Source organism: Halorhabdus amylolytica (assembly GCF_004944975.1).
GTDB classification, from domain to species: domain Archaea; phylum Halobacteriota; class Halobacteria; order Halobacteriales; family Haloarculaceae; genus Halorhabdus; species Halorhabdus amylolytica.
Genome location: NZ_SPQG01000006.1, coordinates 86860 through 109148, shown reverse-complemented (window position 1 = coordinate 109148; position 22289 = coordinate 86860). Strand labels below are relative to the sequence as shown.

At 63.8% G+C, this 22289-nt stretch carries 28 protein-coding genes and 1 tRNA gene; 22 read left to right on the top strand and 7 right to left on the bottom strand.

Translation table 11 applies throughout. From position 1 onward, the window contains the following. The first annotated feature begins 182 nt into the window (after positions 1–182). From E3374_RS09795 to E3374_RS09740, 12 genes are all read left to right on the top strand, one after another. The gene (locus tag E3374_RS09795) at positions 183–1367 is read left to right on the top strand and encodes a tubulin/FtsZ family protein (RefSeq protein WP_136688901.1); all 1185 of its coding nucleotides are present in this window, start codon (positions 183–185) and stop codon (positions 1365–1367) included. Further along, on the top strand, positions 1345–2112 hold the full coding sequence (locus E3374_RS09790) for a hypothetical protein (protein WP_136688900.1): 768 nt from the start codon (positions 1345–1347) through the stop codon (positions 2110–2112). Before E3374_RS09795 ends, E3374_RS09790 begins: the two co-directional genes overlap by 23 nt. A gap of 9 nt (positions 2113–2121) precedes the next feature. Next, positions 2122–2730, top strand: coding sequence for a 2-phospho-L-lactate guanylyltransferase (gene cofC / locus E3374_RS09785; protein ID WP_136688899.1), 609 nt, complete (start codon positions 2122–2124; stop codon positions 2728–2730). A gap of 84 nt (positions 2731–2814) precedes the next feature. Next, positions 2815–3909, top strand: coding sequence for a 7,8-didemethyl-8-hydroxy-5-deazariboflavin synthase subunit CofG (cofG, locus tag E3374_RS09780; protein ID WP_136688898.1), 1095 nt, complete (start codon positions 2815–2817; stop codon positions 3907–3909). Between the two features lie 54 nt (positions 3910–3963). Then, complete coding sequence (gene hemB, locus E3374_RS09775; RefSeq protein WP_136688897.1) at positions 3964–4956, top strand: porphobilinogen synthase; 993 nt, start codon at positions 3964–3966, stop codon at positions 4954–4956. Positions 4957–5090: 134 nt separating this feature from the next. Further along, a complete protein-coding gene (locus tag E3374_RS09770; RefSeq protein ID WP_136688896.1) occupies positions 5091–5447 on the top strand; it encodes a P-II family nitrogen regulator in 357 nt (118 codons plus the stop codon). 334 nt (positions 5448–5781) lie between these two features. Further along, positions 5782–7137 (top strand): ammonium transporter, encoded by a 1356-nt coding sequence (locus E3374_RS09765; RefSeq protein WP_136688895.1) that lies wholly within the window; start codon positions 5782–5784, stop codon positions 7135–7137. Next, the gene (locus E3374_RS09760) at positions 7134–7487 is read left to right on the top strand and encodes a P-II family nitrogen regulator (protein WP_136688894.1); all 354 of its coding nucleotides are present in this window, start codon (positions 7134–7136) and stop codon (positions 7485–7487) included. Before E3374_RS09765 ends, E3374_RS09760 begins: the two co-directional genes overlap by 4 nt. A gap of 15 nt (positions 7488–7502) precedes the next feature. Continuing rightward, entirely contained in the window at positions 7503–7961 is a 459-nt protein-coding gene (locus E3374_RS09755; RefSeq protein WP_136688893.1) for an Lrp/AsnC family transcriptional regulator, read from the top strand. Positions 7962–8268: 307 nt separating this feature from the next. After that, positions 8269–9609, top strand: coding sequence for an ammonium transporter (locus E3374_RS09750; RefSeq protein WP_248299437.1), 1341 nt, complete (start codon positions 8269–8271; stop codon positions 9607–9609). Continuing rightward, on the top strand, positions 9602–10030 hold the full coding sequence (locus E3374_RS09745) for a P-II family nitrogen regulator (protein ID WP_394347457.1): 429 nt from the start codon (positions 9602–9604) through the stop codon (positions 10028–10030). The genes E3374_RS09750 and E3374_RS09745 overlap by 8 nt, the downstream gene beginning before the upstream one ends. A gap of 69 nt (positions 10031–10099) precedes the next feature. Continuing rightward, the gene (locus tag E3374_RS09740; RefSeq protein ID WP_136688892.1) at positions 10100–10477 is read left to right on the top strand and encodes a hypothetical protein; all 378 of its coding nucleotides are present in this window, start codon (positions 10100–10102) and stop codon (positions 10475–10477) included. Positions 10478–10498: 21 nt separating this feature from the next. Here E3374_RS09740 and E3374_RS09735 read toward each other — a convergent pair whose 3' ends face one another. Further along, entirely contained in the window at positions 10499–11131 is a 633-nt protein-coding gene (locus E3374_RS09735; RefSeq protein WP_136688891.1) for a cyclase family protein, read from the bottom strand. Between the two features lie 102 nt (positions 11132–11233). Between E3374_RS09735 and hemL the strand changes: the two genes are divergently transcribed. Next, positions 11234–12568, top strand: coding sequence for a glutamate-1-semialdehyde 2,1-aminomutase (gene hemL, locus E3374_RS09730; protein WP_136688890.1), 1335 nt, complete (start codon positions 11234–11236; stop codon positions 12566–12568). A 161-nt stretch (positions 12569–12729) separates the two neighbouring features. Here hemL and E3374_RS09725 read toward each other — a convergent pair whose 3' ends face one another. Together E3374_RS09725 and E3374_RS09720 are read right to left on the bottom strand one after the other, a co-directional pair. Beyond that, entirely contained in the window at positions 12730–13455 is a 726-nt protein-coding gene (locus tag E3374_RS09725; RefSeq protein ID WP_136688889.1) for a hypothetical protein, read from the bottom strand. A gap of 351 nt (positions 13456–13806) precedes the next feature. Next, positions 13807–14064, bottom strand: coding sequence for a hypothetical protein (locus E3374_RS09720; protein ID WP_211194941.1), 258 nt, complete (start codon positions 14062–14064; stop codon positions 13807–13809). Positions 14065–14234: 170 nt separating this feature from the next. Between E3374_RS09720 and E3374_RS09715 the strand changes: the two genes are divergently transcribed. After that, on the top strand, positions 14235–14855 hold the full coding sequence (locus E3374_RS09715; protein ID WP_136688888.1) for a class I SAM-dependent methyltransferase: 621 nt from the start codon (positions 14235–14237) through the stop codon (positions 14853–14855). 27 nt (positions 14856–14882) lie between these two features. Here the strand turns inward: E3374_RS09715 and E3374_RS09710 are convergent, their stop codons facing one another. From E3374_RS09710 to E3374_RS09700, 3 genes are all read right to left on the bottom strand, one after another. Next, entirely contained in the window at positions 14883–15215 is a 333-nt protein-coding gene (locus tag E3374_RS09710) for a cupin domain-containing protein (RefSeq protein WP_136688887.1), read from the bottom strand. 125 nt (positions 15216–15340) lie between these two features. Then, positions 15341–16699: a serine--tRNA ligase gene (gene serS / locus E3374_RS09705; protein WP_136688886.1), complete on the bottom strand. Its 1359-nt coding sequence runs from the start codon at positions 16697–16699 to the stop codon at positions 15341–15343. Positions 16700–17010: 311 nt separating this feature from the next. Continuing rightward, complete coding sequence (locus tag E3374_RS09700; RefSeq protein ID WP_136688885.1) at positions 17011–17616, bottom strand: MBL fold metallo-hydrolase; 606 nt, start codon at positions 17614–17616, stop codon at positions 17011–17013. 129 nt (positions 17617–17745) lie between these two features. Between E3374_RS09700 and E3374_RS09695 the strand changes: the two genes are divergently transcribed. The 5 genes from E3374_RS09695 (at position 17746) to hisH (ending at position 20933) form a co-directional block, all read left to right on the top strand. Next, a complete protein-coding gene (locus E3374_RS09695; RefSeq protein ID WP_136688884.1) occupies positions 17746–17925 on the top strand; it encodes a DUF5786 family protein in 180 nt (59 codons plus the stop codon). Between the two features lie 90 nt (positions 17926–18015). After that, positions 18016–18579, top strand: coding sequence for an endonuclease dU (locus E3374_RS09690; protein WP_136688883.1), 564 nt, complete (start codon positions 18016–18018; stop codon positions 18577–18579). A 35-nt stretch (positions 18580–18614) separates the two neighbouring features. Then, entirely contained in the window at positions 18615–19199 is a 585-nt protein-coding gene (locus tag E3374_RS09685; RefSeq protein ID WP_136688882.1) for a uracil-DNA glycosylase, read from the top strand. Between the two features lie 260 nt (positions 19200–19459). Beyond that, entirely contained in the window at positions 19460–20194 is a 735-nt protein-coding gene (locus E3374_RS09680; RefSeq protein WP_136688881.1) for a DNA-directed RNA polymerase subunit epsilon, read from the top strand. 91 nt (positions 20195–20285) lie between these two features. Beyond that, a complete protein-coding gene (gene hisH / locus E3374_RS09675; protein ID WP_136688880.1) occupies positions 20286–20933 on the top strand; it encodes an imidazole glycerol phosphate synthase subunit HisH in 648 nt (215 codons plus the stop codon). Between the two features lie 22 nt (positions 20934–20955). Here the strand turns inward: hisH and E3374_RS09670 are convergent, their stop codons facing one another. Further along, the gene (locus tag E3374_RS09670) at positions 20956–21246 is read right to left on the bottom strand and encodes a hypothetical protein (RefSeq protein ID WP_136688879.1); all 291 of its coding nucleotides are present in this window, start codon (positions 21244–21246) and stop codon (positions 20956–20958) included. A gap of 80 nt (positions 21247–21326) precedes the next feature. Here E3374_RS09670 and E3374_RS09665 point away from each other — a divergent pair, with 80 nt between their 5' ends. From E3374_RS09665 to E3374_RS09655, 3 genes are all read left to right on the top strand, one after another. After that, the gene (locus E3374_RS09665) at positions 21327–21704 is read left to right on the top strand and encodes a Rid family detoxifying hydrolase (RefSeq protein ID WP_136688878.1); all 378 of its coding nucleotides are present in this window, start codon (positions 21327–21329) and stop codon (positions 21702–21704) included. A gap of 1 nt (position 21705) precedes the next feature. Further along, positions 21706–21909, top strand: coding sequence for a hypothetical protein (locus tag E3374_RS09660; RefSeq protein ID WP_136688877.1), 204 nt, complete (start codon positions 21706–21708; stop codon positions 21907–21909). 73 nt (positions 21910–21982) lie between these two features. Then, positions 21983–22064, top strand: a tRNA-Ser gene (locus E3374_RS09655). Positions 22065–22289 lie beyond the last annotated feature (225 nt).

Below are 22289 nucleotides of genomic sequence, written 5' to 3'. Positions count from 1 at the left end.
AGCCGGTGTAAACAGCCTCGGGCGCGATGGCCCGAGGCTTTTAGACACGCAGCCGGCGGATTCGCCACTATCCGTTATGATCGCCGGGAATTGCGGACAGGGGAAGAGTTACACGACCGAATATCGCTGGCAAAAAGCTTATACCCGCTTTCCGACTGTTTTCAGGTCGAGACTTACCAAATATGAAACTCGCGATGATCGGCTTCGGGCAGGCCGGCGGGAAGATCGTCGACAAGTTCCTGGAGTACGACGAACGGACCGACAGCGGGATCGTCCGCTCGGCCGTCGCAGTCAACACTGCCAAAGCGGACCTGCTCGGGCTCGAACGCGTGCCGGAAAAGAACCGTGTACTGATCGGCCAGGCCCGGGTGAAGGGCCACGGTGTCGGCGCCGACAACGAACTCGGCGCGGAGATCGCCGAGGAGGACATCGACGAGATCCAGGGGGCGATCGACAACATCCCTGTCCACGAGGTCGACGCGTTCCTCATCGTCGCCGGGCTCGGTGGTGGGACCGGCTCCGGTGGCTCGCCCGTCCTGGCGAAGCACCTCAAACGGATCTACACCGAGCCGGTCTACGGGCTCGGGATCCTGCCCGGGAGCGACGAGGGAGGAATCTACACGCTCAACGCCGCTCGCTCGTTCCAGACCTTCGTCCGCGAGGTGGACAATCTCCTCGTCTTCGACAACGACGCCTGGCGACAGACCGGCGAGTCCATGGAAGGCGGCTACGCCGAAATCAACGACGAGATCGTCAAGCGTTTCGGCATCCTCTTTGGCGCCGGCGAGGTCGAGAAGCACGGCGAAGTCGCCGAGAGCGTCGTCGACTCCAGCGAGATCATCAACACGCTCGATGGAGGCGGCGTCTCGACGGTCGGGTACGCAGCCGAGGAGGTCGATCTCGAAGGATCGGGCGGCGGTCTCCTCTCGCGGTTCCGCGGCGGCGACGGGGGCGACGACGGCCTCGAAACGGCCAACACGACCAATCGCATCACCTCATTGGTCCGGAAGGCAGCACTGGGCCGGCTGACGTTGCCGTGTGAGATCGAAGGGGCCGAACGCGTCCTGCTGGTGATCAGTGGTCCGCCACGGGAACTCAATCGGAAAGGCATCGAACGTGGTCGCAAATGGCTGGAGGAGCAGACCGGAAGCATGGAAGTCCGGGGCGGGGACTACCCCGTCAGCGACTCCAAGTACGTCGCCGCTTCGATCCTCGTGTCGGGCGTCCACAACGTCCCCCGTGTCAAGGAGCTCCAACAGGTCGCCATCGAGGCCCAGGACAACATCGACGACCTCCGGAGCGAAAGCGAAGAGAACTTAGCGGAGTTGGTGGAAGATGAAGAGGATGAGTTGGATCCGCTCTTCTAAGGGGATCACCCTACTGGCGGTACTGGCGCTGACGCTCGTGGCGGTCGGGACCGGTGCAGCGGTCACGGTCGACACGAACGCGCCGTCGGAAGCACAGGCAGGCGAAGTGACCTCGGTCACGATCACGATCTCGGACGTCTACGAGGATGCCGATCAGTGGACGCTGACCGGCTCGACGGGCCTCGTCGATGTCCAGGGGTGGGAAGTGACAAAGGTCACGCCGAGCGGGGAAGGCGGGACGAGCACGTTCGACGGCGAAACCTTCGAGGTCCCGATCGAAGCCGGGGAGAACCTCGATCACGTCAACGTCACTGTCACCGGGACCGTCCCGCAGGTCCAGGCGTTCTCCTACGATCCGCCCCAGAGCTTCGAGGCTGTGACGCTCACGCGGGAAGGTGGCGGACAGGTCGAAGAGATCGAAACCGTCTCTATCCACCACTACACGCCCGACAGCAAAGACGCCCGGGGAGTGATCGAAGAAGCCGAGGCCGCCGTCAACGATTCCGACAGTCAAGACGCCCGAAACCGATTGAACACTGCGATCTCCGCGTTCGAGGACGGGAGCTTCGACACGGCACGGACGGCCGCCGCGGACGCACAGGACACGGCCGAATCCGCCGAGTCCTCCGCCCAGACGATGCAATACGTCCTCTACGGCGTCGGGGCCATCGTCGTGCTGGCGTTGATCGGCGGCGGGATCTACTACTACCGCTCCCAGCAGGACGACTACGACAAGCTACGCTGACTCTCCAGAATGCGGATTTTCGTCCCGTTCGATGCGAGTGAGTCCAAGACGCGACTCGATCCCGTTCTCGCACCCGACGAGCGTATGGATTTCGCCCGGGCGATGTTGGCGGATGTGCTCGCGGCGATCGAAGGTACCGGGGGCGACCCGACTGTCGTGGCCACCGAACCGATCGACATGCAGGTGCCGGTAACCGTCGACGAACGGCCGCTCGATGACGCCGTGAACGATCGCCTCGCGGACGCAGTCGTCCCAACAGCCGTCATCATGTCCGACCTGCCGCTGGTCACGCCCGAAACGATAGATCGACTGTTCAGTGTCGACGGCGAGGTCGTCCTCGCCCCGGGACGGGGCGGCGGGACGAACGCGCTCGTGACCCGACACCCCGACTTCCGTGTCGACTACCACGACGCTTCGATCCGGGATCACCGGGCGATCGCAACGAAGATCGGAGTGGACCCGATCGAGGTTGATTCCTACCGGCTGGGGACCGACATCGACGAGCCAGAGGATCTCGCCGAAGTGCTATTACACAGTGAGGGACAGGCCAGCAGGTGGCTCCGCGAGCGTGGTTTTGAAATTGCCATCGAACCGGGACGAGTTGGCATCAAACGCTGAGCGGTCGATGACGTCTCGTGTCGTTTCGACTTCGTCACTGCCGCCGTCAGAACGTTTTTGTCCGGGCTGTCCCGATTTCGGGGCGTGATTCCCGGGGCCCAGGAGTACGACGTCGACATCGAAATCGATCCCGCCGAGCGTGAGCGATTGCTGTCCGTCACGCCGGAGGACGTCTCGGGGCCATCGGAGCTATCCTTCGCCCGGAACGTTTTCGTGCCACTGACGACCGCCTGCCGGTACACCTGTACGTACTGCACCTACTACGACCCGCCGGGGCAGGCGTCGCTGTTGAGTCCCGAGGAAGTCAGAGAGATCTGTCGAGAGGGAGCCGACGCTGGCTGTACCGAAGCGCTGTTGACCTTCGGTGACGATCCGGACGACCGCTACGACGCGGTCCACGCGCAACTCGCCGAGTGGGGCCACGACTCGATCCACACCTATCTGCGGGAAGCCTGCGAGATCGCCTTAGAGGAGGGACTGCTTCCGCACGCCAACCCGGGCGATCAGACCCACGAACAGATGGCCGCGGTGGCGGACGTCAACGCCAGCATGGGCGTGATGCTGGAGACGACTGCCGACGTCCGCGCCCATTCGGGTTCCCGCCGGAAAGAGCCAGCCCAGCGACTGGCGACGATCAGGACGGCCGGCGAACTCGGCGTCCCCTTCACGACGGGCATCCTCGTCGGAATCGGCGAGGACTGGCAAGACCGTGCCGAAAGCCTGCTCGCGATACGGGCACTGCACGAGCGATACGGCCACGTCCAGGAAGTGATCGTCCAGCCGGTCTCGCCGAACGAACGCTGGGACCGGGAGCCGCCGAGTCTCGAAACGATGCGCCGGACGGTGGCGATGGCGCGGGCGGGACTACCCGAGGAGATCGCGGTGCAGGTGCCGCCGAACCTCGCTCGAACCCGCGAGTTGCTTGACTGCGGCGTCGACGATCTCGGCGGCGTCTCACCGGTCACCGACGACCACGTCAACCCCGACTACGCCTGGCCGGCCCTCGATGAACTTCGAGCGATCGCCGACGAGGCAGGGGTCCCGCTGCGGGAGCGCCTTCCAGTCTACGAGCGCTACGTCGAGGGGGGGTGGCTGGACGAGCCGGTTCTCGAAGCGATCAGGGCCAGGGACGCGGCCGGCGAGCGATTCCGGACGGTTCTCGGGGGATCGACAATCTGACGGACGACGGCGGGGAGACATAACGACTTTGCCGCACTCGGCCCAACTGCGAGTATGACCGACGAGCCAGGGCTCACTCGGCGACCGCGTCGACTTCGGACGGACGGCGTTCGACCGCTGGTCCGGGAGACGACCCTCGCGGCGAGTGACCTGATCGCACCGGTGTTCGTCGATGCGACGACCGACGAACGGGTGCCGATCGAGACGATGCCCGGCCACGAGCGCGTCCCAGTCACGCAGGCTGCCGAACGCGTCGCGGAGATCCGCGAGACCGGCGTCGAGGCCGTCATCGTCTTCGGGATCCCCGAATCGAAGGACAGCGAAGGATCGCAAGCCTGGGCCGACGACGGCGTCGTCCAGGAGGCCGTCCGGGGGATCACGGCCGAGACCGACGCCTACGTCATTACTGACGTCTGCATGTGTGAGTACACCGAGCACGGCCACTGTGGACTCATCGAATCAAGCGCACGGGAAGACCCGACGCTGACAGTCCGCAACGACGAGACGCTCTCGGCGCTCGCCCGGATCGCCGTCTCTCATGCCAAAGCGGGCGCGGACATGGTCGCCCCATCGGCGATGATGGACGGCATGGTCGGGGCGATCCGCGAAGGGTTAGACGACGCGGGTCACACCGACGTCCCCATCATGAGTTATGCCGCCAAGTACGAGTCGGCCTTCTACGGCCCCTTCCGGGACGCCGCCGACGGCGCGCCCACCTTCGGCGACCGGCGACACTACCAGATGGACCCCGGAAACGCACGCGAGGCCATGCGCGAGGTCGAACTTGACGTCGAGGAGGGGGCCGACGTGCTGATGGTCAAACCCGCGTTACCCTATCTCGACATCGTCCGTGACGTCCGCGAACGCTTCGATCACCCCGTCGCCGCGTACAACGTCAGCGGGGAGTACGCAATGTTGCACGCCGCCGCGGAGCAGGGATGGCTCGACCTCGAGGAGACCGCCTACGAGTCGCTGCTGTCTGTCAAGCGTGCGGGCGCGGATCTGATTGTGACGTACTTCGCCGAGGATCTTGCCGAGCGGCTGTAGCGTGGACGCGTTGGCAGGGCGGCTGTAGCGTGGACGCGTTGGCAGGGCGGCTGTAGCGTTGACGCGTCGTCGGACTCACCACCACTGTCGTTTTGCCCGGGGTTTATGCACGCCGACACCGCAGGTGGCTCCGTATGTCGGCAGCCACCGACCTCGAAATGGTGATGGCGATCGTCCGGCCGGAGAAACTCAGCGACGTCAAGGCCGCCCTCGCGGAAGCGGGCGCGCCCTCCCTGACGGTGACCCAGGTCTCCGGACGGGGCTCCCAGCCGGCGAAGACGGGCCAGTGGCGCGGCGAGGAGTACGTCGTCGACCTCCATCAGAAGATCAAGGTCGAGTGCGTCGTCGAGGCTGATCGGACCGAGACCGTCGCCCAGGCGATCCGCGAGGGGGCGAACACCGGCGAGAAGGGCGACGGCAAGATCTTCGTGTTGCCCGTCAGCGACGCTATGCAGGTCCGTACCGGTGATCGCGGGACCGACGCACTCTGAACGCTGGCAGTTTTCTCGTCGATCGAAGCGCGCGCGACGCCAATCCCATCGTTCGTCGCTCGACACCGTTCGATACCGTTGATGATCGTCCAGTTCCCCGAGCACCTATTCGAGAACGCTGGACGAACGATGACCTTATATCCTTAATATACTACCCAATATTGGACGTTTATCCTATAATAGACTGGAAATAAAGGTGTGTCGACCCCAGGAATTATATACCACCCTTTCATGGAGTGGAACCGAGATGGCAACTACGAACGTGGCCGAATACGGCGGAAAAGTACACGAAATATCAGAAATAGCCGCAAACGCTGGAACGGGGGTGTCGTAGATGGCTGTCGGCGGGGAAGTCGCCAGCGGTATCAACATGGTGTGGGCGCTGACGGTGGCGTTCCTCATCTTCTTCATGCAACCCGGGTTCGCACTGCTGGAGGCCGGCCAGGTCCGCGCGAAGAACGTCGGGAACGTCCTGATGAAGAACATGACCGACTGGACGCTCGGCGTGATCGCGTACTTCCTGATCGGGTACGGGCTCGCCGGGATCGTCGGCCCGGCGACCAGTGGCGGGGGCATCGACATCGGTGCTGCCTTCGCCTACTGGGGCAGTCCCGGCGGCTGGGTCACCTGGCTCGTCGGTGCGGTCTTCGCGATGACGGCGGCGACGATCGTCTCCGGGGCTGTCGCCGAGCGGATGAACTTCGGCGCGTACGTCTTCGTCGCCGCGGTGATGACCGCCGTGATCTACCCCGTCAGTGAAGGGATAACGTGGTGGGGCGGTCTGCTGGCGTCCGGTGGTTTCATTGGCCAGGCGATCGGCGTCGGCTACCTCGACTTCGCCGGTGCGACCGTCGTCCACATGCTCGGCGGTATTGCCGGGCTCGTCGGCGCGTACATGGTCGGTCCGCGGAAGGGTCGCTACGACGAGAACGGTAACAGCCAGCCGATCCCCGGCCACTCGATGCTGTTGGCCGTCCTGGGAACGCTGATCCTGGCCTTCGGCTGGTACGGGTTCAACGTCGGGACGTCGTCGATCTTTACGAGCAGCGGGGAGTTCCTCGGCGAGCAACTCGGCCGCGTCGCGTTGAACACGACGCTCGGGATGGGTGCCGGTGCGGTGATGGCGATGGTCGTCTCCAACGCCTGGCAGGGCAAGCCGGACCCGCTCTGGACCGCAAACGGCCTGCTGGCCGGGTTAGTCGCCGTGACGGGTGCCGTCCCGCACGTCACCTGGTGGGGCGGGATGATCCTCGGCGGGCTGGCCGGGGCGCTGGTCCTGCCAGCCTTCCGGTTCACCGTCGACACGCTCGGCATCGACGACGTCTGTGGCGTCTTCGCGGTCCACGGCGTCGCCGGCGCGGTCGGGACTGCACTGATCCCCGTCTTCTCGACGGCCGGATTCTCGGGCACCCAGCTCGCGATGCAGATCGTCGGCGTCGTCGTCATCGCCCTCTGGGCGATCGTCGCCACGGCGATCACCTTCGGGATCGCGGACGCTCTGTTCGGGCTTCGCGTCACCGACCAGGAGGAGGACATCGGCCTCGACGAAGGCGAACACGGCGTCACGGTCTACCCCGAATTCGTCGGCGGCGAACCCGGCTCGCCGGGGACCGGTCCGGCCGTCAGCCCCGACGGCGGGGAGGTCCGGACGGACGGCGGTCACTCGCCCAACGGGGGTGAAAACGAATGAGTGACGACGAGATCAAACTGGTCATGGCGATGATCCGGCCCGATCGCCTGGGTGCAGTCAAGCAGGCTCTCGCGGAGGTCGGCGCCCCCTCCCTGACGGTGACGCAAGTCTCCGGGCGGGGATCCCAGGCCGCAAAGAAGGGCCAATGGCGCGGCGAAGAGTACGTCGTCGACCTGCTACAGAAGGTCAAAATCGAGTGCGTCGTGGCGGAGGTCCCCGCCGAGGACGTCGTCGAGGCGATCCGGGAGGCGGCCCACACCGGCGAGAAGGGCGACGGCAAGATCTTCGTCCTGCCCGTCGAGGACGCCATCCAGGTCCGTACCGGAGAGAGCGGGCCCGAAGCAGTCTGAGAACACGGAGACGGCATGGACCTAGACGACACCGATCGCGCGCTCGTCGATGCCCTCCTCGAGGACGGCCGTGCCTCGATCCGCGAGATCGCCGGTACGGTCGGTGTCGCCGTCGAGACGGCCGAACGGCGGATCGAAACTCTCGAGGACGCCGGCGTCATCGAGGGCTACACTGCCCGGGTCGATTACGACGCGCTCGGGTACGACGTGACTGCCGTCGTTCGGTTACACGTCGGCGGATCGACCGAAGCCGTGGCCGAGACGCTCGGGGAATACGCCTGGGTCCGCTCGGCCTACGAGGTGACCGGCGAGGACGACTTCGTCCTGGTCGGGCGGTTCCGCGACACCGACGACATGCACGAGCACGTCGCCGAACTGCTGACCGAACCGGCGGTTCGATCAGTCACCGTCGACGTGGTACTTGACACCGTCCGGACATGCGAACCGTTGCGGATCGAGACCACTGACGACTGAGCCGCGCGCGGTCCCCCCGCGATCACCCCTCTTTCTGTCCCAAACTGGCGTACGAACGTCCAGTTCTGTCGCCCAAATCCTGCCTCACACCGGACGATGAATGTCCTTATATGCATAATATTGTTCTCCATTTTGGACATACATCAACCCTAGAATCCTAATTTGTGACGTATTAAACCAAACCTATTTGTATTCCAATGCCCCACCCGTCGACCCGTGATGAATGCAATGGACGTGGCAGCTGAGGATAGAAAGGTGGACAAATACGCACCGAATTTGATCCCCATCGAACGGGGGTGTTGCTGACGTGGCCGTCGATCCGTCAGTGCTGACAGAGGGAGTGAACAACCTCTGGATCCTCGTCGTGACGTTCCTGATTTTCTTCATGCACGCCGGTTTTGCGATGCTGGAGGCTGGCCAGGTCAGGGCCAAAAACGTCGCCAACCAGTTGACGAAGAACCTGTTGACCTGGAGTGTCGGAGTATCGCTTTTCTTCCTCGTCGGATTCGGGGTTTCGAATCTGGTCGCGGGCCTGGGCTTTACGCCCGCGTTCGAACTCGCGCCGACCGATTGGATCGACTGGCTGTTCGGGGCCGTCTTCGCGATGACGGCGGCGACGATCGTCTCCGGGGCCGTTGCCGGCCGGGCGAAGCTCCGTGCGTACGTCACCTACACGATCGTTCTCGCGGCGGTCATCTACCCCGTCGTGATCGGGTTCACCTGGACTGCCGAGACGGGACTGGTCGCCTCGATCACCGGAATGGTGCTCGGAACCGAAGTCGTCTTTCAGGACTTCGCCGGCGGGATGATCGTCCACGGGATGGGTGGGATCGCCGGGCTGACAGCAGCCTGGATCCTCGGTCCCCGTCTCGGGCGCTTCGACGACGACTCGGTCACTGTCATTCCGGGGCACTCGATCACGTTCGCCGTCCTGGGCACGCTCATGCTTGCTTTCGGCTGGTACGGGTTCAACGTCGGCACGCAGTTCGAAATTCTCGTCACGCAGGGTGACGGGATCGCGTTCATGGGCGACGCACTCGGGCGGGTCGCGATGGCGACGACCCTCTCGATGGCCGCCGGAGCGATGGGGGCTGGCCTCGTCGCCTGGCTGAAGACCGGCAAGGTCGACACGCTGTACGTCGCCAACGGCCTGCTGGCCGGCCTCGTCGGGATCACGGCGATCCCGAACACGACAGCCTGGTGGGGCGCGTTCCTCGTCGGCGGGCTGGCCGGCGCGCAACTGCCGGTCGTGTTCACGTTCGTCGAGAAGCGCCTCCACATCGACGACGTCTGTGCGGTCTTCCCCGTCCACGGCAGTGCCGGGATACTCGGGGCCTTGGCCTTTCCCTTCGTGGCCGCGCCGGGCGTACTCGCAGACCGCGGAGTCTCCGTCCTCGAGGCGTTCGTCGCCCAGCTACTCGGCGTCTCGATCATCGCCGCCTGGACGGTTCTGGCAACGGCACTCGTCTGGGGCGGGCTCCGTGCGATCGGCGAGGCCCGCGTCTCGGCCCCACACGAGCGCGACGGTCTGGACGCCTCCGAACACGGCGTCGAGACGTACCCCGAGTTCGGGGCCGGCGAGGAACCGACGGTGATGACCGACGGCGCTCCGCAGCTTCGCACCGACGGGAGTGGTCACGATGAATGACGACGGATCGTCGGACACTGCGACCGCTGACGACGCGGCGGACGATCCAGCTACGGACGACTCGACGACGGGCGAACGCGACATCGAACTCGTGATGGCTATCGTCCGTCCGGAGAAACTCGGGGACGTCAAGACCGTACTGGCGGAGGTCGGTGCTCCCTCCCTGACGGTGACGCAGGTTTCGGGTCGCGGCTCACAGGCCGCCAGGACGGGCCAGTGGCGCGGCGAGGAGTACGTGGTCGACCTCCACCAGAAAGTCAAAATCGAGTGCGTGGTCGCCGACGTTCCTAGCGAAGATGTCGTCGAGGCGATCCGGGAGGCAGCCCACACCGGCGAGAAAGGCGACGGAAAGATATTCGTGCTGCCGGTTGCCGACGCCGTCCAGGTTCGTACCGGCGAGCGCGGGGCCGACGCCGTCTGAGGTAGGACGGCAGCCCTCACTGAGGCCGGTATCGCAAGGCACTCCGACGTTGCGGGCAAAGATGAACCGATGAGTTCCTACCAGCCCGGGGCGTGCAATATCGGACCAGACCAGCGTCGTCGCCGTCTCGCCGTCGCGGTAGCGGCGTTCGCGCTGGCGACAGCCCAGGTCGTCGCGACAGTGCTGGGCTGGCTCCCGGATCCCGTCCTCGTCGGCGTATTCGTGCCGCTGGCGATCGGCTTCGAGTGGGGGCTACAGGCCCACACGGCCTTTTGCGTCCGGTTGGCGTTGTTGGGCCGCTACGACTTCCGCGGGGCCGGCGGCACGTCCGGCGAGATTGACGATCCGAACTACCGACGGGCCGACGACGTCCAGGCCGCCAAACTCGCCGTTGCGGGGGTCACGTTGAGTGCGTTGACGACCGCTGCCGTCGTGCTTGCGGTTTGATCGACGCCGAGACAGTTCCACTCACAGGCCGACGGCACGAACGGGTGCGCCATCGCCGTCGAGTTTGAGCGGAAACGCCTGGAGTTCGAATCGTTCGTCGACCGACCCCAGATTTCGAAGGTTCTCGAAGATCAGTTGTCCCGCCCCCAGAATCGCGTGATGGGACGGAAATCCGTCGGGATCGTCGTCACTGGCGCGGTCGCTCGGGGTCGGATCGGGATTGAGTGTGTCGACAGCGACTGCCAAATCCTGGTCGCTACACCACTCGGCGGCCGCCGGCGAGAGATAGGGATGATCGAGATACCGTTTCGTTCCCCAGTGTTCGTCCCAGTCGGTCCGAAAGGCCAGACAGTCCACGTCGGGACCGACCGACGGCACGCAGTCGGGTGAGATCGCCTCGCGGGCGTCAAACTCACGACAGTCGACGACCCGAGCCGTCCGGACGAACGATTCGAGATCGAACGCCCCCAGCGTTCGACCGCCAGGGACGATATGGGCGGGGGCGTCGACGTGAGTTCCAGCGTGAGTGCCACAGATGAGTTTGGATTCGCGGTACCCGTCCTGGTCGTGGGTCGCAACCGGCTCGACGCTGACGGGCGGATCACCCGGATACGTCTGCATTCCGGTCTCGATCGGATGAGTGAGATCGTGCATACGAGAACGGCGGCGGCAAGGACAGTAAAGGCACGGGCGCTGATGAACTGTCGTCGTCCATTCGTCGTCAACTACTTTCCACTGCCGGCCGAACCGCCGCCCATGAACCACGATCGCTCCCGCGAACTGTACGATCGCGCGCTGTCGGTCGCCCCGGGCGGGGTCAACTCCTCGGTCCGGGCGATCCAACCGTACCCGTTCTTCGTCGAGCGCGGCGACGGCGGCCATGTCATCGACGCCGACGGCAACCGCTACCTGGACTTCGTGATGGGCTATGGACCCCTCTTATTGGGCCACGACCTGCCCGAACAGGTCCAGTCCGCGATCCAGCAGCGGGCCGCCGAGGGACCGATGTACGGCGCGCCCACCGAGGTCGAGGTCGAACTCGCGGAGTTCGTCGCGCGCCACGTCCCCAGCGTCGAGATGGTCCGCTTCGTCAATTCGGGGACTGAGGCAACTGTCTCGGCCGTCCGACTCGCCCGCGGCTATACAGGACGAGACAAGATCGTCATCATGCAGGGCTCCTATCACGGCGCCCAGGAGTCGACCCTCGTCGAGGGCGAAGGCTGTCACACTGCTCCGTCGAGCCCCGGCATCCCCGAGAGCTTCGCCGAGCACACGATAGCCGTGCCGTTCAACGACGAGGAATACGTCGAGGGCGTCTTCGAGAACCACGGCGACGAGATCGCCGCGGTCATGACCGAGCCGATCCTGGGCAATCACGGCATCGTCCACCCCGTCGAAGGCTATCACGAAACCCTTCGGGACCTCTGTGACGACTACGGCTCCCTCCTGATTTTCGACGAGGTGATCACCGGCTTCCGCGTCGGTGGCCCGCAGTGCGCCCAGGGCAAGTTCGGCATCGAGCCCGACGTGACCACCTTCGGAAAAATCGTCGGCGGCGGGTTCCCGGTCGGCGCGATCGGCGGGAAAAGCGAGATCGTAGAGTCGTTCACGCCCGCCGGGGAGGTCTTCCAGTCGGGGACCTTTTCGGGGCACCCGGTGACGATGGCCGCCGGCCTGGAGACGCTTCGCTACGCCGCCGAGAACGGCGTCTGGGAGCAGGTCAACGATCTGGGAGAGCAGATGCGCGAGGGACTGACCGACATCGTCGCGGATCGCGCCCCCGAGTACACCGTCGTCGGGTCGGACTCGATGTTCAAGGTGATCTTCACGCGGGACGGGGCAAGCGGCGAGAACCACTGCGGGTCGGGGTGTCGCCAGCGCGAATCGTGTCCGAGCTACGAGGCCTGCCCGAAGAACGGCGGGGACGTGGATCGGGCCGAGACCGAGCGCTGGGAGCGACTTTTCTGGCCCGCGATGAAAGAACAGGGCGTGTTCCTGACGCCGAACCAGTTCGAATCGCAGTTCGTCTCGGCAGCCCACACCGAGGAAGATATCGAGACGGCCCTGGACGCCTACAAAGAAGCGTTGTAGCGCGGCGTCAGCCTGAGGTGACGGTGCTCGTACCGAAGACACCGAACAGTGCTATTTGTCTCGAAATTTTGGGATCGAGCTGTGCAAGATGTAGAGGATAGAATCAGTAGCATACATTTTCGATGGTTGCTCTCTGTGTCGATTCATATCGCCCCCCTCCCCTATTCTCGAGCACCATGCGTAGAGACAGAGAGACGCGTGTATCGACCGCTGGCGAGAAACGCCAGCGCCCCGCCACCGATCACGCCGATGATTCGAACCATCCCGAGTATCCACGGCGGAAACTGCCGGTTGGACACTTTCTTTTCGAGCTCGAGTCGATAGAACGTCCCGCTCCGGTTGACGAGCCGCTGTTCTTCGTCGATGATCGGGTCAATGTCGTCGAACTCCGTGAACAGCCGGGTCGTCGAGGCGGTTCCGTTGCGGATCGCTCGCTTGCCGAGCGGTGGCACCTCATCGAACGGGAAAGCGTACGTACCCAGGACATGGTCCCGAGACACGGGGCCGAACGAGAGAACGAGCGTGCCGTCGTCGAGTGAGGCATTTGGTTTTGCATAGCCCTGGGCAAACCGGACGTAGTCGTAGCCGAAGTAGAGGCCGGTCTCGTCATCTTCGGGGACGACCTCCGTATCGGTATCGACGGCAAGTCGTCCGTCATATCCGACCTGGCGGGCCTGGACGCACTCGCGGTGGGTGATCGTTCGCGCACAGTCGAGGACTGCAAAGACCGGTAATTCGTTGTGTGCGTCTTCGACAGTTTCTATCTGTTCGGCCCGATAAGTGACTGCTTCCTCGCGGGGGACGCCGTTCGGGAAGAGGTACACCGGATTTACCACGAGCACCAGCCCCAGGGCGAACAAGAGGAGGTATCTATCGCGGGGAGCCATGCCTGCCAGTATGCCCATGGATTGGAAAAAAGTGGAGGCCGATTCACTCCGAGGGTGGTGGTATTTGATGTCAGAGCGGTATCGGCGCGGCCGTGAAAGGACAAGCACCGTCTCGTATTCCCTGTGACGGCCGACCGGTTTCCCGAGAAAGCAATACGCGTCCGTTCTTTGGGACTGAATTGGTTGTAATGACTCCGATCAACTCAATCGTGGTACAACTGTGATGAATTTGCGCCCTCGATCCTGCACGCCATCCAGCAACGATAACGATACTCTGATCGTTATTTCGCTCAGTGAGGGAAGGGCCAGTGACGATTGTGCAGCCCCCCACTCTGTCACTCCAAAACCCGCTCATGAGAGCGCTTCGACGACGTCACCGGCACTGAACAGTTTGAGATCGTCGCGTTCCTCAGCGGCTTCTTCGACTGCCGTGGTGAATCCACTCCGGGAAAAGAGCGCGTACGTCTCGACCCGATCGCCCCCGTCTTCGGGCGTCCATCGGAGTTCCTCGACGTGATCCTGAAGTTTCGAGAACGCGTCGTACCCGAGCGGAGTCTGCGTGAACTTGCACTCGCCGACGATCAGCGTCTGGCCCGTCGTGATGCCCACCACGTCGATTTCGTGAATGATCGTACTTTGAAGTATGATACTCTGAAGTATGATACTCTGAAGTATCATTATGAGCCAAGCGAATACCAGCGTCCTGAGCGACGGCCATCACCGCGATAGGCCGGTTCGTCGCCCTTTTTGCGCCCACCGTCCTACTCCCCGTAACTCGCATGGACCCGGAGGACAACCGCCGGAGTTGGGCCGAGCGCGACGGCGCTTACTCGCCGGAGTACTACGCCCACATCGGCGAGAACGAGGTGAGCGAGACGCTCGCGACCGTCATCGAGTACTACGCGCCAGAGGACGCGAGCATTCTGGAAATCGGGTGTGGCTCGGGTCGCCATCTCGCCCACCTCCTTGAGGCCGGCTACAAGGACCTCGCCGGGATCGACATCAACGACGACTCCTTCGAAGTGATGGCCGAGGAGTATCCGCGCCTCGCCGACACCGGAACCTTCCTCAGCGGTGCGATCGAGGACCACCTTCCGGAGTTTCCCGACGACGCTTACGACGTCGTCTACTCGGTCGAAACCCTCCAGCACGTCCACCCCGACGACGCGTGGGTCTTCGAGGAACTCGTTCGGATCACCGGCGATCTGCTGATCACCGCCGAGAATGAAGGGAATCGACCCAACCGAGGGCCGGACGCCGAAGAGGTCAGCTACGTCAATGACGACTTCCCGCTCTATCACCGCGACTGGAAATCCGTCTTCACGGATCTGGGATTGGCACAGCTTCTCGTCGAGCGGACGAACCGCGACACGATCCGGGTCTTCAGAGGTCCCGAGTAGTACGCTCCCGGACGCCGACGGAGCGATCTATCGAATCATCGTCAATAGCATCTTGAACCGTTCTTCAGCGGCGACTGCGTGGGGCGTGTCGGCGGGGAAGACGATCGATTCGCCTGCTTCCAGTTCGTAATCCGTCTCGTCGATCGTGACACGGGCGGTGCCGTCGAGTACCTGCAGAAGTGCCTCGTGGGGGGCGGTGTGTTCGCTGATCGTCTGGCCTTCGTCGCAGGCAAAGATCGTCAGCGTCGCGGCCTCCCGGTCCACCAGCGTCCGGCTGACGATTGCCCCGTCCTGATAGTCCAGCAGGTCTTCGAGTTCGAGTACCGATCCGGCGAGATCCGCGAGTTGATCGTCGGCCATAGATGTGAGCACTGTCGCCACCCGTTTGGACCTGTCGCCGAACGCGGACCCTTCGAGCAGGTGCGCAAACGGACGCCCGAGTACGGGATCGGTTTGAGCCCGGAACGTGACCGAGTGCCGACCGCTCAGTCCCGATCGCCGGCGCCGAGTGCGCTCTCGCCGACCGGCTCTCCACCTTCGAGCAGTTCCTGACCGTCCATGTAGGGGACGAGCGCCTCGGGGACCGTCACGGTGCCGTCGTCGTTCTGGTAGTACTCCAGGATCGCGACCATCACGCGCGGTAGCGCAAGCCCGGAGGCGTTCAACGTGTGGAGGTGTTCGGCGGATTCGTGGCGTTCGGGCCGATAACGCAGACCTGCCCGCCGGGCCTGGAAGTCCTCGAAATTCGACGCCGAAGAAACTTCCAGCCAGCGCCCGCCTGTCTCGGGGCCCTCCTCCATGTCGTCGCCCGGCGCCCAGACCTCGATGTCGTAGGTCTTCGCCGAGGCGAAGGTCAGATCACCGGTACAGAGATCCAGCACGCGGTAAGGCAGTCCGAGCCGCCTGAGCACCTCCTCGGCCTCGTCGAGTAGCTCCCCGAGTCGCTCGTCGCTGTCCTCGGGTTCGACGAAGTTGACCAGTTCGACCTTGTTGAACTGGTGGACGCGGACCATCCCGCGGGTCTCGGTGCCATGTTCCCCGGCTTCCTGGCGGAAGTTTGGAGTATAGGCCTGGTGTTTCAGCGGAAGGTCATCCGCGAGCAGGATTTCGTCGCGATACATGTTCGTTACCGGCACTTCCGCAGTCGGGCACAGCCAGAGGTCCTCGTCTTCGAGTTTGTAGGCGTCGTCGGCAAATTTCGGTAGCTGGCCCGTTCCGGTCATCGACTCACTGGAGACGGGGATCGGCGGGAACACTTCCGAGTATCCCTGTTCGCGGTGAATATCACGCATGAACTGGATGAGAGCGTGTTCCAGGCGAGCGGCATCGCCCTTCAAGAAGTAGAACCCGCCGCCCGAGACTTTCGCACCGCGTTCGAAATCCAGAATGTCGAGTTCCTCGCCAAGGTCGTAGTGGGGCGTGACATCATCCGGCAGGTCCCGCAGTTCGTCGAAGCCCCACCTCCGGACCTCGACGTTGTCGCGCTCGTCGTCGCCCTCGGGAACGCCGTCCTGTGGGATATTGGGGATCTCCAGCAGTCGCTCCTGTAACTGGCCTTCGAGTTCGTCGGCGCGTTCTTCTACCTCCTGAAGTTCCTCTTTTAGCTGCTGGGAGCGTTCGATGGCTTCCTGGGCGGCTTCCTCATCACCCTCCTGTTTTAGCTCGCCGATCTTCGAGGAGACTTCGTTGCGTTCGTGTCGCAGGTCATCCCCGCGGGCTTTGAGTTCGCGCCACTCCTCGTCGATCTTCAACATCTCGTCGAGATCGACATCCTCGACGCCGCGAGCATCGAGGGCCTCCCTGATTTCCTCGGGATGCTCGCGGACGTACTGGCGTGGTAACATGGACACGGCTTCTCGGTGGCGTCTCAAAACCGTATCGCTCTGGCGGCCAGCCTCTATCGACCCCAGCCTCGGCGATAAGCAATGCGGAAAACTGCCGCCAGAAACCCCGTCTATATCTTCACCTTGTAACGGGAAACACTTAAAGAACGCCGGCATCCTCGATCGGCCGCTCTATCGTCCGTCAAAATACTAACGTGAACTGGCGATAAGAACTGCTCGGAGAAAACCCGTCTATATCGGTACCTTGTAGCCAGAGATACTTAAAGCGAGAACGGCGACTCGAGTGAATCGTCGGACGCTCCCAGCGACGATCAGTCGTACTTCGGTTCGCGCTTCTCGGCACGGGAAAGCGCCGTCTCGACGACGTCCCGAACGTCGCCGTGGAAGACGCCGCCGTGGCCGCTGTACATGTCTTCGACGCTCGCGGGCATCCGATCGAGCAACCCCCGGACCGACTCGATGAGACGCTCCCGGGACTGGCCGGGGTTGTCCGTTCGGCCGAAGCTCCCGTACTCGAAGGCACCGTCGTCGTGGACGACCACGTCGCCCGAAAAGAGGGAGGTCTCGCTGACCAGCGAGACGTGGTCGTCGGCGTGGCCCGGCGTGTAGACGACCTCGAAGGACTCGTCGCCGATATCGACGGTGTCGCCGTCCTCAAGCGCGGCAGTCCGCCGAGGATGCTCGGCATAGGCGTACAGATCGGCGTCGAAGGCCTCGAGGACCGCACCGAGTTCCGCGACGTGATCGCCGTGCTGGTGAGTCAACACGACGGCGTCGAGTTCGTCGGTGCGCTCGCGGATCACGTCGACGACGCCTGACATGGCTCCCGCATCGACGAGTGTCGGGCGCTCACCGGTCGCCAGATAGGCGTTGGAAGTGAACGTCTCGGCCTCTTCGGTCACGTTGTGAACGTCCATACGACTGGATTGGGTCGAACGGCCTGTTGAGTCTGGCGGTGGGATTCGATGGCACGCATTCCGAGTTGCTACCACGGCACAAGGTGGTGCGTGTGATTTTTCACCACGAACGTCATAGGGACACACGACATGGGGTTCGGGAGTTACGACGAATCCGAACAGGACAAGCAAGATCTCGACGCTGATTTTGACGACGACGAAGGGGTCAACGCCGCCGAAAACACACACGATGGCGACGTGGAGTTCGAGTTTACCGCCTCGAACGACGAACTGATCGATAAGTTATCGGACATCAAGGAGAACACCTGACGTGGCTGGCGTGACCGTCGGCCGATTGCCGTCTTCGGTGCGGATCTCGGTCGCGTCCGTCTGGCGGGATCGTTCCCGGCGGCTATCGTCATGAAAGCGGGCGTTCGTGCCCTGGGTATCGCCGAATCATTTGTCGACGAGCGCTCGACACTGGCCGGCGCGGTCGTCCGCGCTAGCCGTGTCGTCGACGGGTTCGTCTTCGGAACCTGCACTGTCGGTGGGACTGACGCCACCGACGCGATCGTCGACATGGTCGAGCGTATCGACCGCGAGGACGTGCGCTACCTGCTCGTCGCCGGGATCGCCCCGGCATGGTTCAACGTCGTCGATCTGCGGAGGGTACACGAGGCAACCGGACGGCCGGTGATCTCTGTCACCTTCGAGGAGAGCGACGGGCTGGAGTCGACGCTTCGCGAGGAGTTCTCCGGCGAGGCACTCGAAGGCCGACTGGCGACCTACCGCACTCATCCCGAGCGCGTGCGGTTATCCGTCAACGACGAGACGGTCTACGTTCGTCAGGTCGGCTGTGGCGGGGCAGAAGCACGCGAGGTCGTCCGGTCGTTCACTCCCGAGGGTGGGCGACCCGAGCCGCTCCGAGTGGCGCGGCTGGCGGCCCGCGCTGCGGATGGCGCGTTCGTCTCCGGCAAGCGATAGGGGGGCTTTTGCCGACCCGGTTCGCACGCCCGACCATGGACCACATGGACGATCTCACGGTGACGGGCTGTGAACGCTGCCCGGAACTCGTCGCCTCGCGGTCGCGAATCGTCGACGGCGTCGGACCAGCTGACGCGGATCTACTGTTTGTCGGCGAGGCGCCCGGCGAACAGGAGGACAGCGACGGCGAACCGTTCGTCGGCCGGAGCGGTGACGTGCTCGACGACGCGCTCAGGGATGCCGGACTGGCCCGCGCGGACGTTCGGATCACCAATTGCGTACGGTGTCGCCCGCCCGAGAACAGGGATCCCCGAAGCGAGGAACTCGAAAACTGCCGCGGTTATCTCGAACGGGAGATAGCACTGCTCGATCCCGCGGCGATCGTCACGCTCGGAAAGGTGCCGGGTGAACACCTCCTCGGGCGGGACGTTGCCGTCACGAGCGAGGCCGGGTCGATCGAAGAAGTGAAAATCGGCGGCGCGCGGCGGCGCGTGCTGGTCTGCGTGCATCCGGCGGCGACGCTGTACGATCGTAGTCAGCGCGATACGTTCGAGGAAACGATCCGGCAAGCCGCTGACCTGGCCGGCGACGGCGGGCAGGCCGAACTGGGGGACTTCTAAGCACTCTCCCCGAACCTCTTTAAGTACTTCCCGTTACAAGGTGAAGATATAGACGGGGTTTCTCTCGGTGATTTTCGGTTCGGTACACGCTGTCGAGCAGCACGTCATCGACGACTGACTCGCTCCCGGCTTTCTTTAAGTACTTCCCGTTACAAGGTGGAGATATAGACGGGGTTTCTGCGAACGAGTCGGAATTCAGTGGACGTGAATTCATCCGGACCCAGTGGATTCAACTGTCCGTGGCGAGGAGTTACGTAGTGATGGATAGCGAGGGAGAGAACGGTGTCAACAGGGCCCGTGAGCCGGCCGATCGGGAGCGTCGGGAGTGGCGCGAGGAGCGGGAACTCTCGACGCAACCGGGGGACGGAACGCTCTCGCGGGCCGAGGCGAACCGGGACGCGACGATCAGACAGTGGGACGTGGTAACGCCAGGTGCAACGATCATCGGCCGCCCCGATCGCCCGGACGCCGACATCGACGAATCTCTCCGGCGTCTCCACGACGAGCAGCACCCGGCAATGGCCGGCCACGCCGAGCGGATGCACCGCCTGGACAAGGCGCGAATCACTCACGCGCTCTGTAACGCCCTCGATCTGACGCCCTGGGAGCGCGACCGCGTCCTGGGGATCATGACCGAACTCAACCTGACGGCCTTCGGGAGTCAGCGGGGGATCCCGACGGTCGCGCTGGTGGTCATCCGCCACGTCGTCGACGCCGAGCGTCGGCGACAGCTCGGTCTCGAGGACGCCGAGCGGATCGCCGAGTTGACGGCCGACGAGATGGCCTCGCTGTACGAGCTGTTCACGTCGATCAGCGACGAGTCGGCCTATCAGAATCTGATCGAAATCCACGGTCTCGATCAGACGAGCGTCAACCGTCTGGAGCGGGTACTCGAAGACCAACTCGACGAACAGGGGCTGGCGGACGCCGTCTTCGGTCGGTCACCCCATCGCGACCCGAACCTCGATTCGGTCGCCCGATCCGCGACGGAGTGAGTGCCGACGGACGAGCCGGATCACGTTGGGCACGATCGGCAACTGTTGAGCGAACGGAAAGGGCCAAGACCGGGCCGATCGAACGACAGGTATGACCGAGCGCCAGGCGACCGCCGAGGTGGTCGTCCTCGATTACGGACTGGGTAATCTCCGGAGTGTCACGCGCGGGCTCGAACGCGCGGACGCCCACGTCGAGATATCGGACGACCCGGCCGATCTCGACGCCGCCGACGGGATCGTGCTGCCGGGGGTAGGGGCGTTCAGCGAGGGGATGGATAACGCAGGCCCGTTCCGTGATGTCCTGCTCGATGCCGCCGCGGACGGCAAGCCGTTGCTGGGGATCTGTCTCGGCATGCAGATGCTGTTGACCGACAGCGAGGAGGCCGAACATGCCGGCGAGGGCGACGTCGAGGGACTGGACCTTATCCCGGGAACGAACCTCCGATTCAACGGCGATCGGAAGGTCCCACACATGGGCTGGAACGAACTCTCAGTCGAACGCGACCACCCGCTGGTCGCCGGTGTCGACGGGGAACACGCCTACTTCGTCCACTCCTACTACGCCCGGCCGGACGATCCGGCTGCGATCGTCGCCACGACCGACTACGGCGAGCACTTCGCCAGCGTCGTCGCCAACGAGGCGGGTAACGTCATGGGAACACAGTTTCACCCCGAAAAGTCGGGCGACGCCGGCCTTCGCATCCTCCGGAACTTCGTCGAGTATTGTGCGGATCGCTGACCGCCCGCGATCCGAAATCCGATCACAGCGCCCCGACGACGACTATTGCCGACCAGACCAACATCAATCCACCCAGAACGATACCGATCCAGCCGATCGCCTGAAACAGCCGCGTCGAGATCTGATCGGCGTCGAGCCGGTCGGGATTGTTGACGACGGCGGCGCCGAATCCGATCAAGAGGACGCCCACGACCAGTTCCAACACGACGATCAGTGTCGACTGATCGCCGACAACAAACTGTGTGATCCCGACGGTCAGGTTCCCCAGGCCGAGCATCAACACACCGAGTCCGTACCGTAGTCGGGTATCCATACGGGATCCGAGGACGGCCGCCATCATAAGTAACAGGCATCGACGGCGGTTTTATGCTCGTGGCCGTCGGGAACGAGCGTATGAAGCGCACGATCGAGACTGACGACGCACCCGCCGCTGTCGGTGCCTACAGCCAGGCGACAGCGACCGACGATCTGGTGTTCACCGCCGGACAGATCCCGCTGACGCCAGACGGAGATCTGCTCGATGAGGCGGACATCGATGTCCAGACCCAGCAGGCCTTAGAGAACGTCCAGGCGGTCCTTGCGGAAGCCGGCGCGAACATGGACGACGTGCTGAAAGTGACAGTCTACGTCGAGGACATCGACGACTTCGAGGCGATGAACGCGGCCTACGAGACGTTCTTCGAGGAATCCCCGCCGGCCCGCAGCGCCGTCGAGGTGGCTGCGCTGCCGAAGGGCGTCGGCGTCGAGATCGAAGCCGTCGCGGCGCTGTGAGATGACGGCCGAAACGGACTGGCGGGCGGCCCTCCTGTGGGGCCTGGTCGGCGGGCTCTCGTTTCTGGTCTTGCTCCAGGGGTACGAACTGCTGACCCCCGCACGGGTCGACCCGCCTGTGAAGGCCGGGATTGCGATACTCGTCACCGCAGGCGGGGCAATCCTCGCGGCGATTGTCGGTCCACGGCTCCGCGGACGTCAGTGAGGATCCGGCCGCGGAGCACTCGTCGATCGAGAACGTAAACGCTTAACCCGACCATCACAGACGTTCCCAACGAGCCAGGATGGCCGAACGGTAAGGCGCACGCCTGGAAAGCGTGTTCCCTTTCGGGATTCTGGGTTCAAATCCCAGTCCTGGCGTGGGCGACCCGAATGTTGTGAGGGTCGCCGAACTCTCGAACGGGGAGCGTAGCGACCCGTGAGAGGCGCGAGCAAACCCGCGAGCGGCAAATACGGTATAGACTGGATTTGAAGCCCTACCAGTCGCAGCGTGAGCGAAGCGAACGACCGTCTGGTTCTGGGTTCAAACACCGGGAGACTCACTACGTTCGTCTCCCGAGGCTCGCCTCGCAATACTCGGCGAAC

Bases quoted from the DNA above. Each gene is read 5' to 3' on its own strand.
- E3374_RS09760 (WP_136688894.1), top strand. From the start codon at position 7,134: ATGAGTGACGACGAGATCAAACTGGTCATGGCGATGATCCGGCCCGAT.
- E3374_RS09690 (WP_136688883.1), top strand. From the start codon at position 18,016: ATGAAAGCGGGCGTTCGTGCCCTGGGTATCGCCGAATCATTTGTCGAC.
- E3374_RS09685 (WP_136688882.1), top strand. From the start codon at position 18,615: ATGGACCACATGGACGATCTCACGGTGACGGGCTGTGAACGCTGCCCG.
- E3374_RS09715 (WP_136688888.1), top strand. From the start codon at position 14,235: ATGGACCCGGAGGACAACCGCCGGAGTTGGGCCGAGCGCGACGGCGCT.
- E3374_RS09790 (WP_136688900.1), top strand. From the start codon at position 1,345: ATGAGTTGGATCCGCTCTTCTAAGGGGATCACCCTACTGGCGGTACTG.
- E3374_RS09755 (WP_136688893.1), top strand. From the start codon at position 7,503: ATGGACCTAGACGACACCGATCGCGCGCTCGTCGATGCCCTCCTCGAG.
- E3374_RS09710 (WP_136688887.1), bottom strand. From the start codon at position 15,215: ATGGCCGACGATCAACTCGCGGATCTCGCCGGATCGGTACTCGAACTC.
- hisH (WP_136688880.1), top strand. From the start codon at position 20,286: ATGACCGAGCGCCAGGCGACCGCCGAGGTGGTCGTCCTCGATTACGGA.
- E3374_RS09725 (WP_136688889.1), bottom strand. From the start codon at position 13,455: ATGGCTCCCCGCGATAGATACCTCCTCTTGTTCGCCCTGGGGCTGGTG.
- E3374_RS09660 (WP_136688877.1), top strand. From the start codon at position 21,706: ATGACGGCCGAAACGGACTGGCGGGCGGCCCTCCTGTGGGGCCTGGTC.
- E3374_RS09765 (WP_136688895.1), top strand. From the start codon at position 5,782: ATGGCTGTCGGCGGGGAAGTCGCCAGCGGTATCAACATGGTGTGGGCG.
- E3374_RS09770 (WP_136688896.1), top strand. From the start codon at position 5,091: ATGTCGGCAGCCACCGACCTCGAAATGGTGATGGCGATCGTCCGGCCG.
- cofC (WP_136688899.1), top strand. From the start codon at position 2,122: ATGCGGATTTTCGTCCCGTTCGATGCGAGTGAGTCCAAGACGCGACTC.
- E3374_RS09680 (WP_136688881.1), top strand. From the start codon at position 19,460: ATGGATAGCGAGGGAGAGAACGGTGTCAACAGGGCCCGTGAGCCGGCC.
- E3374_RS09700 (WP_136688885.1), bottom strand. From the start codon at position 17,616: ATGGACGTTCACAACGTGACCGAAGAGGCCGAGACGTTCACTTCCAAC.
- E3374_RS09745 (WP_394347457.1), top strand. From the start codon at position 9,602: ATGAATGACGACGGATCGTCGGACACTGCGACCGCTGACGACGCGGCG.
- E3374_RS09740 (WP_136688892.1), top strand. From the start codon at position 10,100: ATGAGTTCCTACCAGCCCGGGGCGTGCAATATCGGACCAGACCAGCGT.
- serS (WP_136688886.1), bottom strand. From the start codon at position 16,699: ATGTTACCACGCCAGTACGTCCGCGAGCATCCCGAGGAAATCAGGGAG.
- E3374_RS09670 (WP_136688879.1), bottom strand. From the start codon at position 21,246: ATGGATACCCGACTACGGTACGGACTCGGTGTGTTGATGCTCGGCCTG.
- E3374_RS09665 (WP_136688878.1), top strand. From the start codon at position 21,327: ATGAAGCGCACGATCGAGACTGACGACGCACCCGCCGCTGTCGGTGCC.
- E3374_RS09735 (WP_136688891.1), bottom strand. From the start codon at position 11,131: ATGCACGATCTCACTCATCCGATCGAGACCGGAATGCAGACGTATCCG.
- E3374_RS09795 (WP_136688901.1), top strand. From the start codon at position 183: ATGAAACTCGCGATGATCGGCTTCGGGCAGGCCGGCGGGAAGATCGTC.
- E3374_RS09695 (WP_136688884.1), top strand. From the start codon at position 17,746: ATGGGGTTCGGGAGTTACGACGAATCCGAACAGGACAAGCAAGATCTC.
- hemL (WP_136688890.1), top strand. From the start codon at position 11,234: ATGAACCACGATCGCTCCCGCGAACTGTACGATCGCGCGCTGTCGGTC.
- hemB (WP_136688897.1), top strand. From the start codon at position 3,964: ATGACCGACGAGCCAGGGCTCACTCGGCGACCGCGTCGACTTCGGACG.